Below are 11,160 nucleotides of genomic sequence, written 5' to 3'. Positions count from 1 at the left end.
GCAAGCGGCCAGCACGGTGCCGACACCCTCACCGGGCTCGGCGACGACGATCACTGTTCGCCCTGATGGGGCGCGATGCAACCAGGCCAGCGCCTGCGGCAGTGACTGCACGCCCTGCACCGCCGCCCGGGCGTGCTTTAGGTAACTGCCCAGATCCGCAGCCGGCCCGCTCTCACGGCCGAGCAGCAAACAGGGCAGACCCGCCAGCGGGCTCACCGCGGGTGCGTCAGCCTGCCGCTCGGCAAGCGGCTGGATGGGCAAGCGCACGGTGAAGGTCGACCCGCGCCCCGGCTCGCTTGCGACCTCGATCCTTCCGTTCATGAGATCGACCAGTCGGTGCGAAATGCTCAGACCGAGCCCCGTGCCGCCGAAACGGCGGGTCGTGCTGGCATCGGCCTGTGTGAAAGGCGAGAAGAGCCGCGACAGCGTTGCCGCGTCCATGCCGATACCGTTGTCGGCGACCCCCAGCGCCAGCGAGTCAGGGCCTTCGCCGCCCGACACGCGCAGCGCGCGCACCGAGACGACCCCGGGGTGGTCCCTGCCACCGCTGAACTTGATCGCGTTGCCCAGCAGATTTATCAGCACCTGCCTCAGGCGCGCGTCGTCGCCGAGCACCTCCTCCGGCAGTGTCGGGTCGGTGTACAGGCGCAGGCCGACGCCCCGGGCTTCGGCAACACGGGCCAGGGCGTCGCACACGCCCTCGACCACCGCCGTCACGTCCATCGGCTCATGGTCGATCGCGAACTGCCCCGCCTCGATTTTCGAGAAATCGAGCACGTCGTCCACGATGGCCAGCAGCGCATAGGCCGACTCGCGTACGGTCTTGACCATGTCGAGCTGGCTTGGCCGCAGCTGGCTTTGCTCGAGCACGTCGATCATCCCGACCACGCCGTTCATCGGCGTGCGGATCTCGTGGCTCATCGTCGCCAGGAAAGCGGACTTGGCGCGGTTGGCCTGCTCGGCCCACTCGCGTGCCGCCTCCAGCTCCTGAGTGCGATGACGAACGCGGCCCTCGAGCGATGCATTCAGCTCGCGCAGCGCGTCTTGATTGCGGCGGCGCTCGCTGATATCGCGCTTGACGAAGACGAAGTGCGTGCAGTCGTCACCTTTGACGCCGATCGGCGTGATGTCCAGCTCGATCCAGTGCGTGCGCCCGCTCTTGTGGTACTCCAGCAGTTCGGCGTGCATCGGTTCGCGGCGATCGACCGCTGCCTGAATATGGGCGAGTTCCTCGCGGTCGGTCAACGGTCCGCTGAGCAGCTGCGGCGAGCGGCCGAGCACATCCTCGCGAGCATGCCCGGTCACGCGAATGAACGCGTCGTTCACGAACACGATGCGCTGGCCGTGCGCCAGCTGCGGCGCCGGCTCGGTGATCATTACGATGTCGTTGAGCTGCGCGACGCTGGCTTCCATCAGCTCCAGTTGCTGTCGCGCAGCACGTTCGTCGGTGACGTCGCGAAAGTAGACCGAGAGCCCTTCGTCGGAGGGGTAGCAGTCGACGCCGATCCACTTCTGCCGGGGCCCGAACATGGCTTCAAATCTGATGCCAGCATCACCGGCCATCGCGCGCCGATAGCCCTCCTCGAACGCTGTCGACCGTGCCTCCGGGTAGACATCCCACATGACCTTGCCGATCAGCTCGTGGCGGCTCTTGTGCAGCACCCGCTCGGCCTCGTGGTTGACGTAGGTATAACGCCAGGCACGGTCGACGGTGAAGAAGCCTTCGGTCATGCTCTCCAGGGTATTGACCAGGCGCATGGCGAGCCGCTGCGTTTCGAGCGCGGCGAGCTTGCGGTCGGTGATGTCCTGGAAGGCGCCCTGGATGCGCACCACCCGGCCCTCCGCGTCGCGCACCGCTTCGCCCATGGCCCGCACCCAAATGCGACGGCCCTTTGCGGTTACCTTTTCCGCCTCGATGTCGTAGGGCGTGCCGAGCGCGGCGCAACGCTCGATCGCGGTCTGCACTTCCTGCCGATGCTCCTGCGCAAAGGTGAAGATGCCCTCCTCCGGCAACGGCGAAAACCCGACCGGCTCGTCGTGCAAGGTCGCCACGATGTCGGACCACGACAGTCGCTGCTCGATCAGGTCCAGCGACCACCCGCCCACCTTGGCAATGCGGCCAACCATGTTGAGCACCGCCCGGCCTTCGATCAGATCGTGTTCGGCCCGCTTGTGCTCCGTGACGTCGCGGCTGAAGCCCACCAGCCCCATGAGCTGACCCGTCGCGTCGTGTAGCGGCACCTTGACGATCGAGGTCCATTGCTCTGTGGCGTCGGCCGCGGGGGCGTGATCAATGCGGTGAAAGACCGGTTGCCCAGCGAGCACATGGGTGTCGTCGGCTTGCACCCGGGCCGCGAGGTCGGCCGGCATGAGGTCGAAGGCCGTCTTGCCTGCGAGTTCGTGCTCGTGCTGCAGCCCGAATTGGGCCAGTGCGGCCTTGTTGCCGATCACGTAGCGTTCGCTCGTGTCCTTGGTGTAGACGACGTCGGGCAGGGCATCGATCAGCGTGCGCAGCAGCAGGCGTTCGTTCTCGCGCGACAGCTCAGCCTTCTTGCCGTCCGTGATGTCGCGTGAGATGCCGATGAGGCCGATCACCTCGCCACGCTCATTGCAGTACGGTGCCTTGGTGACGTGGAAGGTGCGCCGCGCATGCGCGCCGGTGAGCGTGTATTCGCTCGTGTCGCTGCACCCCGTCTCGATGACGCGACGGTCGCTTTCCAGTGGGCCGGCCAGGTCTTGTTCCCGGAGAAAGGGCACGATGTCGTTCCCGAGCAGCGACTCCGCGGGGCGTCCGAGGAACTCGTCCAGCGCGCGGTTGGTCAGCAGGTAGCGGCCTTGGAGGTCTTTCACGTAGACCAGGTCGGGCGCACCGTCGGCTACCGCGTGCAGCAGCTCGGTCGTGCGCAAGGAGGCCTGTTCGGCGCTCGCGCGATCGCTGACGTCGAGGTGCATGACTACCGCGCCGGCCAGGCGAGTCGCCTCCAGCGGCGCGACGGTGAGGACGAAGCGCCGCGCCTCGCTTGGCGAGTCGCAGGGGTACTCCATCGAGAAGCCGCCCCGCTCGCCCGCCAGCACCGCGCGCAAGCCGGCGCCCGCGGCACAAGCCGCGTTGGATCCGTCTTCGTCCCAGGCACGGCTGCAAATCTCAAGATAGTTCTGACCCACGCCGTGGGCGAGATCCCGCATGCCGTTGGACACCGCGAAGCGACGCCACGACTCGTTGACCGCGACGATGACACCCTGCGGATCGAGCATCGCGATGTTCGCCGGCAGCGCATTGAGCAGGGCCGCTTGCTTGCTCGCCTCGATCTGGCGGAGTTGTTCCTGCGCGCGCCGCAGGAGGAAGGTGTTGCCCGCCTGGTCGGCGACGGTATCGACCTGCCCGGCCGTTAGCGCCTCCAGTTGCTGCTCGGTGTCGTGCAGGGTCTCGATCAGCGCAGCGATGCGTGCCTGGCGGTCGGACTCGACGACGGTGGGTGTCGACATCATGAACGGGCTGGATCAGCCGGCGCGGAGCTGGCGAAGTTCACGGCCCGCAGCACCGTGGCAGCTTCGCTGAGCGTGCCCACCACCTTGCACAGCGGCGCTGGCGAGAGTTTCAGGAGCGTCGGCGTCATGAAGATGCCATCGGCCAGCGCGCGCTCGGGATGGCGGAAGACGTCCACGACGTCGATCTCGTGGCGCCCTGGCCAGTGGGCCTGGCACAGCGCCTGCAGGTTGGCGAGCGCATGCGCCGAGTTCAATGCCTCACCTGCGATGTAGAGTCTGAACTTGACTGTGGCGGTGGGGGTCACTGGAGCCTTAGCCGGGTGGCGCATTGTCGTCCGCCCCGCGCAGCTCACGCATCTGCGAATTCCCTTCGGACACCTCGCCCTCGCGTGACATGGCGGCTCGGGCGCGCAGTGTTTTCTCCACGCGCTTGGCCACCAGCTCGGTCTGCAGGGACTTCACCCGCACCTCCAGCTCGGCCTCCTCGGCATCGAGCCGCACGCTCTTCAGCTGATCAGTCACCTCGGCCATCTCGGTGGCGAGGCGAACCGCGCGTTCCTTCTCCCATCGCAAGGTGCCCATCAGCACCTCGCCACCGGCGGTGTAGATGTCGGCCAGCGTCACGCCCTCCTCGCTGAGGATCAGCTCGCGCACCTGGTTGGAGTGCGCCGTGCCGCGCGACTTGATGATCGACAGCCCGCGATTGCGCTCGCCCGCCTGCACCAGGTAGCTCAGGTGGATCCAGGTGTCGGCCAAGGTCGAAACATGCAAAGGGGAGCTCGATCCCGGGCCGGCGGTCAATTCGTCGAGCAGGCTGGTGCACACCAGGGTGATGCCGTCGGCCTTGGACCAGTCGATCAGGCGCTCCGCCACACCGTGGGCAGTCAGTTCGTTGCCCGCCTTCGACAGTGTGGACACCGGGTCGATGACCAGGCAGCGAGCGCCGTGCTCCTGAGACAGCGCCTTGATGCGCACGAGGAAGGTTTCGGCGCTGCCCGTGATGGAGCGGGCTGAGACCAGGCGCAGCAGGTCGTCTTCGACGTAGCGGGCAAGCTGAATGCCGACCGAGGCGAGATTGCGCACGATCTCGCTGCCGTCGGAGTCGAAACTGACGAACAGAGTCCGCTCACCTCGCGCGCAGGCGGCTTCGGCGAACGCACCGCTCAGCGTCGTCTTTGCCGTTCCTGGAAAGCCCGTGACGAGAACCGCGGCACCGCGGTAGTAGCCACCACCGAGCATGGTGTCCAGCCGCGCGACACCACTGCCGACGCGTTCGGTGGAGACGTCTGTGTCGACGCGCCCGAGCTTGCGCGTGACAGCCACGTCGAAGCCGGACTTGCCAATGACGAACGGCGCCTCGTTCTCGTCGAAAGCCGAGCCGCGGTACTTCTGCACCCGCAGGTTGCGTTGCGACACGCCCAAGGCAACGCTGTGGTTGAGCACCACGGCGCAATCGACCATGAATTGCATGAAGCCGAAGGACTGTTGCCCGATGCCGTGCGTCGAATCGAAGTCGGCCTTCGCGGTGATCAGCGCGGTGAGACCGAAGCTGTTTAACCAGTCGTGCAGCCGGTACACCTCGCGCCGCCGGGCGGCCGCGTCGGGCAGCAAGGCGAGCATGATGTCCAGCGCGTCGAAGACGATGCGCTTGGCGCCGATGAAGCGCGCTTGGGCTTCCAGTGCCGCCAGCATGCCGCTCAGGTCGAAGGTGCCCGACTGAACCAGGTCCGGTGCCGGTTGCGCATCGACGAAGGCCAGATGCTTGGGTTGCAGCGCATCCAGCTGCCAGCCAAAGCCCTGGAGATTGACTGCAATGCGTGCAGGCGTCTCCTCGAACGCGACAAAGATGCCCGGCTGCTGGCAGTGCCTCGCGCCATGCACGAGGCACTGCATCGCGAAGATGCTCTTGCCCGAGCCCGGCCCGCCCACCAGCAGGGTGGTTCGACCCGCGGGCAGGCCGCCGCCTGTGATGTCGTCGAAACCGGCGATGCCGGTGGCCGCTTTGGCCAGCGCCGCGCAACCGTCCCTGTCCTGTGGGCGGGAGGCCTTGCGAGCATCGGGAGGAACCGTCATGTGGGACCCAGGTGAGATCGGCGAACGGGGCTGGGAATCGAGCGCTGGCTTGCCTTCGGCTCTCACGCCAAAGTGGTCGAATCCTTCGGGCGGGCAGGCCGCATCGCGCACTCGCGTGGACTCCGACGGCGTTGCATGCGCTCCCGTGAGTGCGATGCGCGTAGCGCGCCGGTGGGGATCAGTCGTGCTTGTCCTTGCCTTTGCCCTTCTTCTCCTTGTCCTTGCCGTATCCACGGTCGCTGAATCGATCCTCGCGGCGATCGTCCCTGCGGTGATCGCGAAAGTCGGCGCGCCGGACATTGCTGTCGTACCAGTCGTCCTTGACGAAGTACACCGGTACGCCGCAAGCGCTGTAGTCGCGGCAGTGCTTCTTCCAGTTCTTGCGGTGGCCGGGCGGCACCCAGAGATAGACCGGATCAGGACGTTGCACGACTACCGTCGGGCGCTGCACGAAAATCGGCTGCGCAACAATGACCTGCGGTTGCGGGTAGCGCCCGATGTCGACGCGGCCGTAGACGCCGGGTTGGCTGATCTCGACGGAAACGCCGACATCGGCGGCGAACGCCGGCGCCGCCAGGGACAGCGCAGCAGCAAGCAGAATATGTTTCATTGCGGATCTCCTAAGTTGTCAGGGTACCGCGCTGAGATGCGTCGGAGACTGCAACGAATGCCAAAGGGTTGAAATCCTTGCCCAAGGATCTCAAAACCGTGCGGAACCGCTCTTTCCTGCGACGGACACTCACGCTCAACTTTGAGAAGCCGAACTCTCATACTCTCAAAATCGATGTGGACTTCCTAAAGCCTTCGAGGCCAACCCCAGACTCACGCCGGGCAGGCGCTGTACGCAACAGCTCACCGACATCGAGATGTCCAACGGGTTGAAGCCTGTCGTCGACGAGTTCCGCAATTACATCGACGACCCGTTCGTGAAGATCGCTCCGGATGTCGCACCGGAAGAGATCTTCCTTGACAGTGCGCGTCTGCTGACCCTGACCGCGCCCGACTGGGTTGCACTGGTCGGCGGCCTGCGCGTGATGGCAGCGAACCATGATGGATCGGCCAGTGGCGTTCTTACCGACCGCGTCGGCGTTCTGTCCAACGACTGCTTCCGGGTGCTGACCAGCGTCGACCACGAGTGGAAAAAGTTGGATGACAAGGCGATGGCCTTCTCGATCGTCGATCGCGCAACCGGGGAGCAGCGTTTCGAGGCGACCCGCTGCGATCTGGTGTTCGGCTCGAACAGCAGCTGCGCGCGGTGGCCGAGGTTTATGCGGGCAGCGATGGGCACGCGCTTCGTCAAGGACTTCGTCAAAGTCTGGGACAAGGTGATGATGCTTGACCGTTACGACGCTCGCCAATCGGCCTGGCTGAAGGCCCAACAACGCCGGACCTGGAATCACCTCGCCAGTGAGCCAGATACACATCGGTCGCGGGCCCGCGCTCAGCAGACCAGCGAGAGATTGCGGCGTCGTCCGTTGAACGGGTCAGGGCCAACCCCTGTCCGAGCCTCCCGATTCAGCTGTGTCCTCATGCCCCCATCAACTCTCCGATCGGCTTGAGCTCTTCCACGCGGTCGCAGACTGCTTTCACGGAGGTCAGGATCGGCACGCCCAGCAACAGGCCCCAAACGCCCCACAGCGCGCCGAATGCGAGCACACCGACAAAGACCGTCACCGCGTTGATGCGGCTGGTGCGGCTGGTCAGCCAAGGTGTCAAGAGGTTGCCCGAGACCGCGTGGATCAGCAGGCCTGCGACTGCCACCAGCAGCGCCTGGTCGAAGTTGCCGAACTGCACGAATGCCACCAGGCCGGATCCAGCCACGAGTACCACCGTGCCCAGGTAGGGCACGAAGTTCAGTACGAAGGCTGCCACCGCCCAGGCCGCTGCATGCTCTAGACCAATGGCCATGTAGACGCCGCCGATGACGAACCCGACCAGCACGCTGACGAAAATCTGCACGAGTAGGTAGCGGTGGATCTGTTCGGTGATCTCGTCGAGCACCTGGACCGTGATGCGCTTTTGCGCGAAGGTAGGCCCGGCGATCTTCACCAGCTTGCGGCGGAAGCTGCTGCCCGAGGCAAGCAAGAAAAAGGCAATGAACACCACCCCCACCGCCTGGCCCACCGATGCGGCGGCGCCCAGCGTGCTCGACCAGAGGTAGTCCTGGATATCGAAGCGCGCGCGCTCGATGCTGACGCGGGTCACGCCGCGAATCGGCGACTGCCGTGACGAGGCGCCTTCCTCTGCAGCCTGTTCCAGTTGCGTCGCGGCGCGCTGTACCTTATCCATCGTGGACTCTTCGGCACCGCGCTGTTGGCGCACGACCTGACGAAGCTTCTGCGTGGTGGCGGGCAAGGACGCGATCAGCGCGCTGGCGTCATCGCTGACGGCCCAAAGCGTTGTGCCGCCCAGCCCACCCAGGCTGACGATCAGCAGCCCGGCGCCGATGGCACGCGGCAGCCGCCGGCGCTCCATCCAGTCGACCACTGGGCTCAGGGCATAGCAGACCATGATGCCCAGCAAGAGGGGGACGAAGACTGCGCTGGCGGCGTGCAGCGCGTACACCACCGCGATCACCGTCAATACCGACAGCGACACACCGCGCACGTCCACCGGCATGTGCAGCTGAAACCGCGCAGGCAGGCGGCGGATGGCCAGCTCGGGCTGGGCGCCGTCTTCGTTCGCGGCGTCTGCCGGCGCGGGCGCGACGAGGGCACGTGTGATGGGGATGCCGAGCGGGGTCAAGTCGATCATGCTCGACGGTAACGCCGTGGCGTTGTCCGGGTCCTAGGGTACTGGGGTTCACCGTCGTGTGGGCTGTGACTTTGCACCCCACTTCCGGAGTTCCCTCTTTCATGCTGTCGGCTCTGTCGCCGACGGAGAGCCGCCTCTGGTGGCAAGCCAGCCGCTGTTCCCCAATGCGCGCGGCGGCCGGTTGAGCTCGCACGGCGCGTGCAATACCTGGTGGCCAAGCATGTGGCTGTGGCCAGCGACGTTTGCCCGTCGCTGAAGCACAAGCGCGTCAGCCCGCACGTGCTGCGGCATACGACCGCGATGGACCTGCTGCAAGAGGGCGCGGAGCAGATCGCGATCTCGCTGTGGTTGGGACATGAGTCCATCGAGACGACCCAGCTCCTACCTGGATGCCGATCTGGAGCTGAAGCAGACGGTCCTCGATAAGACTACGCCTCCCACCGGCAGGCCTGGCCGCTACCGACCCGACGACAAGCTACTGGCGTTCCTGAAGGGGCTGTAGACGTTCGGCCTATGTCCAGCACCGCGCACGCCGGCTCATTGGAGGCCGGCTGCGCAGCGGGCCATAGTCGGCTGCGGGAGATAGTCGAGTTTGGAATGGCCAAGCAGCAACTGCACGGCCCGCAGGTCCTTTGTGCGCCGATAGATCAGCGTCGCTTTGTTTCGCCTCATCGAGTGCGTGCCGTAGTCGGCCGGGTCAAGTCCGAGCTCCTCTACTCAGGCCTCGAGGATTCGGGCGTACTGTCCACGCCTGACAGGTGTCTCACGTACGGCATCGTCAACTCGAACTGCGGTGGACCTTCGTGCGCTGGCTCGAGGATGCCTCGGCGAACGAGGCGCGACACCGCCTCTGCATCGTAGTTGAGCGCCGTGACCTTCTTGGTCTCCGGCTGTGGCTCGGCGCCTTGGATGGGTAATTCGTTCGTTGCTGATGCGGCCATTGAAAGCTCCCGTTGGCAAGGGACAAAGTATCTATGGCCAATGAGCGCAATGCCGGGGTCTAGGGGGTGAACTGATGCCCTCCGTGGAGCTCCGCACACCGTCCACATAATTGTGCAGTGAGCGCGCGACGGATGCCGGCGGGCCTTTGCAAGGCTGCTCGGCAGGACGTCACCCCGCTGATACTGAGGGCGGCTTACTGGCGCAGCTGTAAATATGCGCCTTCGCATCGACTGTCGGTGACGACTGGGGGCTTTCTGGCGCTTCGCCTGGACCACGACACTGCTTGAAGATCGGCGGCGAACTAAAGATCATCGCCCCCATCCCCGAAGCGTACTGATCGAGCGCTGAAGTTCGGCGTTGCCATCGTCACAAGGCACGCCATCCGCTGATCAGGCCGCGAACATCTGGCCGAACGCCTTCAATCAGTAAAACGACGCCGGGTGCCTCGTGTATGTTTTCAGACGTTCCTTCATTGGAGTGCCGTCTGCCCGTGGTAGGCGAATCGTGAACGCCGTTCCGGCTTCCTCCGACGATTGGACGGCGACCGAGCCGCCATGGCGGGTCACGATCTCATGGACGATAAAAAGACCCAGCCCCAGGCTGGTCTTCGAATCCTCGTGCACTTCCTTGCCTGCGGTCGGCACACGAACCATCGGCTCGAAGATTGACTGCAACGCTGCAGCGGGGATGGGATGCCCGAAGTTTGCTACGCGCACCTCGATGTCGTCGTCCGCAGCCCGTGCCGTCAGGGAAATGGGCTTACCCGGATCACCGTGCTGAACGGCATTGCTGAGCAGATTTCCCAGTGCCTGCTGCAGCCGTGGTGCATCGCCCGACATCAGCAGATCAACCGCGATGTCTTCCTCGAAGCCGTGCTCCGGGTTGCCGGCGCGGATGATTTCGAGCGCCTCGGCACAGACCTGGCCCAGGTCGCACGTCCTTCGCTCGAGCGGGATGCCGGAACCCAGGCGGGTTCGCGTGAACTCGAGCAGGTCGCTGATCAGCTGGCTCATGGCCGTCGACGCGCGCTGAATGCGATATCCCGCATCGCGGACTGCCTTCTCCGAAAGGTTTGGCTTGAGAAGAAGCTGCCCCGACATGCTGACGGCCTGCAGCGGACTGCGCAGGTCGTGTCCGAGCACGGCCAGGAACATGTCGCGTGACGTCATCACCGCTTCGGCGTAGCTGCCGACCGACTCCGCAAGGGCCTGATCGATCGCCTCGTTGAACCGCATGATTTCTTCGATCTCCGCCGCACCTACCGGGGCATCGACGCCGGCGGCCCGGTGGCGCTTCCACAGTGCCAGGACGCTGGCTCGCAGCGCCCGGAACTCGGCGACCAACTGCACCAAATCAAAGCCGGCGAGCTGCCGCAAGGTGCCATGCAGCGTGGCGGCCGTGTCCGCTCCGGTATTGGGAGGCGCATCGCCCGTCGATTTGGTGGCTCGCTCGCCCTCTGTCTGGCGCGTTTGCATGTCGGCCACGACGACCAGCAGCATTTCCCTGCAATGGTCTCGCAAGCCAACGTCGGACATGGTCCGTGCCATCGGCAGCGTCCTGGCGAACGACTCCCACTCCGCAACGATCGCGTCGTGGCTTTCCCGGATGAAGGTACTGAGGATCATGCGGTTCGGCTCCGTAGAAGTCGGGTACAAGGACGCCAATGAAGAAGGGTGCATTCGGGCATCGTAGTGCCCAATGGGCCAAGTTTTCTTTTAGGTTCGTGCACACGTCCGGATCGGCGGTCTTTTCTGGCCTTTCCGACGCCGAGGTGGCCCGCATCGTCGTGCAGGACAACGGCGCGAGGGCCACGAGGTGCAGGTCGCGCACGACGGCAGCACGGCGCTGGCGCAACTCGGCAACGCGCCGATCGACGCCTTCCTGCTCGACATCGGGCTACCC

At 65.2% G+C, this 11,160-nt stretch carries 8 protein-coding genes and 1 pseudogene; 2 read left to right on the top strand and 7 right to left on the bottom strand.

The genetic code is table 11. The features are described 5' to 3' along the window. The 4 genes from H0W38_RS07700 to H0W38_RS07685 all read right to left on the bottom strand — a co-directional run. Positions 1 to 3,489, bottom strand: a 3,489-nt coding sequence (locus H0W38_RS07700; protein WP_292452636.1) for a PAS domain-containing protein, incomplete at its 3' end; no start/stop codon positions are given. After that, the gene (locus tag H0W38_RS07695) at positions 3,486 to 3,794 is read right to left on the bottom strand and encodes a circadian clock KaiB family protein (RefSeq protein ID WP_292452634.1); all 309 of its coding nucleotides are present in this window, start codon (positions 3,792 to 3,794) and stop codon (positions 3,486 to 3,488) included. The genes H0W38_RS07695 and H0W38_RS07700, both read right to left, overlap by 4 nt. Before the next feature lie 7 nt (positions 3,795 to 3,801). Further along, positions 3,802 to 5,562, bottom strand: coding sequence for a circadian clock protein KaiC (gene kaiC / locus H0W38_RS07690; RefSeq protein ID WP_292452632.1), 1,761 nt, complete (start codon positions 5,560 to 5,562; stop codon positions 3,802 to 3,804). A 178-nt stretch (positions 5,563 to 5,740) separates the two neighbouring features. Then, positions 5,741 to 6,172, bottom strand: coding sequence for a hypothetical protein (locus H0W38_RS07685; protein ID WP_292452631.1), 432 nt, complete (start codon positions 6,170 to 6,172; stop codon positions 5,741 to 5,743). Positions 6,173 to 6,428: 256 nt separating this feature from the next. Here H0W38_RS07685 and H0W38_RS07680 point away from each other — a divergent pair, with 256 nt between their 5' ends. Next, positions 6,429 to 7,121, top strand: coding sequence for a hypothetical protein (locus H0W38_RS07680; RefSeq protein WP_292452630.1), 693 nt, complete (start codon positions 6,429 to 6,431; stop codon positions 7,119 to 7,121). Here H0W38_RS07680 and H0W38_RS07675 read toward each other — a convergent pair. Further along, positions 7,090 to 8,316, bottom strand: coding sequence for an AI-2E family transporter (locus H0W38_RS07675; RefSeq protein ID WP_292452629.1), 1,227 nt, complete (start codon positions 8,314 to 8,316; stop codon positions 7,090 to 7,092). The two genes, H0W38_RS07680 and H0W38_RS07675, sit on opposite strands and share 32 nt — an antisense overlap. Positions 8,317 to 8,514: 198 nt before the next feature. Here H0W38_RS07675 and H0W38_RS07670 point away from each other — a divergent pair, with 198 nt between their 5' ends. Further along, entirely contained in the window at positions 8,515 to 8,742 is a 228-nt protein-coding gene (locus tag H0W38_RS07670; protein WP_292452627.1) for a tyrosine-type recombinase/integrase, read from the top strand. A gap of 159 nt (positions 8,743 to 8,901) precedes the next feature. Here the strand turns inward: H0W38_RS07670 and H0W38_RS07665 are convergent. After that, positions 8,902 to 9,060, bottom strand: a pseudogene (locus H0W38_RS07665) (integrase); the annotation flags it as partial. A 620-nt stretch (positions 9,061 to 9,680) separates the two neighbouring features. Next, positions 9,681 to 10,883, bottom strand: coding sequence for a HAMP domain-containing sensor histidine kinase (locus H0W38_RS07660; protein ID WP_292452625.1), 1,203 nt, complete (start codon positions 10,881 to 10,883; stop codon positions 9,681 to 9,683). Positions 10,884 to 11,160: the final 277 nt, after the last annotated feature.

This window comes from Methylibium sp. (genome assembly GCF_013817365.1).
Classification (GTDB): Bacteria; Pseudomonadota; Gammaproteobacteria; order Burkholderiales; family Burkholderiaceae_C; genus Methylibium.
The sequence above is the reverse complement of the archived record's forward strand: the minus strand, read 5'-3'. Positions and strand labels throughout refer to the sequence as shown.

Excerpts from the sequence above, each read along its gene's own strand:
- kaiC (WP_292452632.1), bottom strand. The coding sequence starts at position 5,562 with ATGACGGTTCCTCCCGATGCTCGCAAGGCCTCCCGCCCACAGGACAGG.
- H0W38_RS07680 (WP_292452630.1), top strand. The coding sequence starts at position 6,429 with ATGTCCAACGGGTTGAAGCCTGTCGTCGACGAGTTCCGCAATTACATC.
- H0W38_RS07675 (WP_292452629.1), bottom strand. The coding sequence starts at position 8,316 with ATGATCGACTTGACCCCGCTCGGCATCCCCATCACACGTGCCCTCGTC.
- H0W38_RS07685 (WP_292452631.1), bottom strand. The coding sequence starts at position 6,172 with ATGAAACATATTCTGCTTGCTGCTGCGCTGTCCCTGGCGGCGCCGGCG.
- H0W38_RS07660 (WP_292452625.1), bottom strand. The coding sequence starts at position 10,883 with ATGATCCTCAGTACCTTCATCCGGGAAAGCCACGACGCGATCGTTGCG.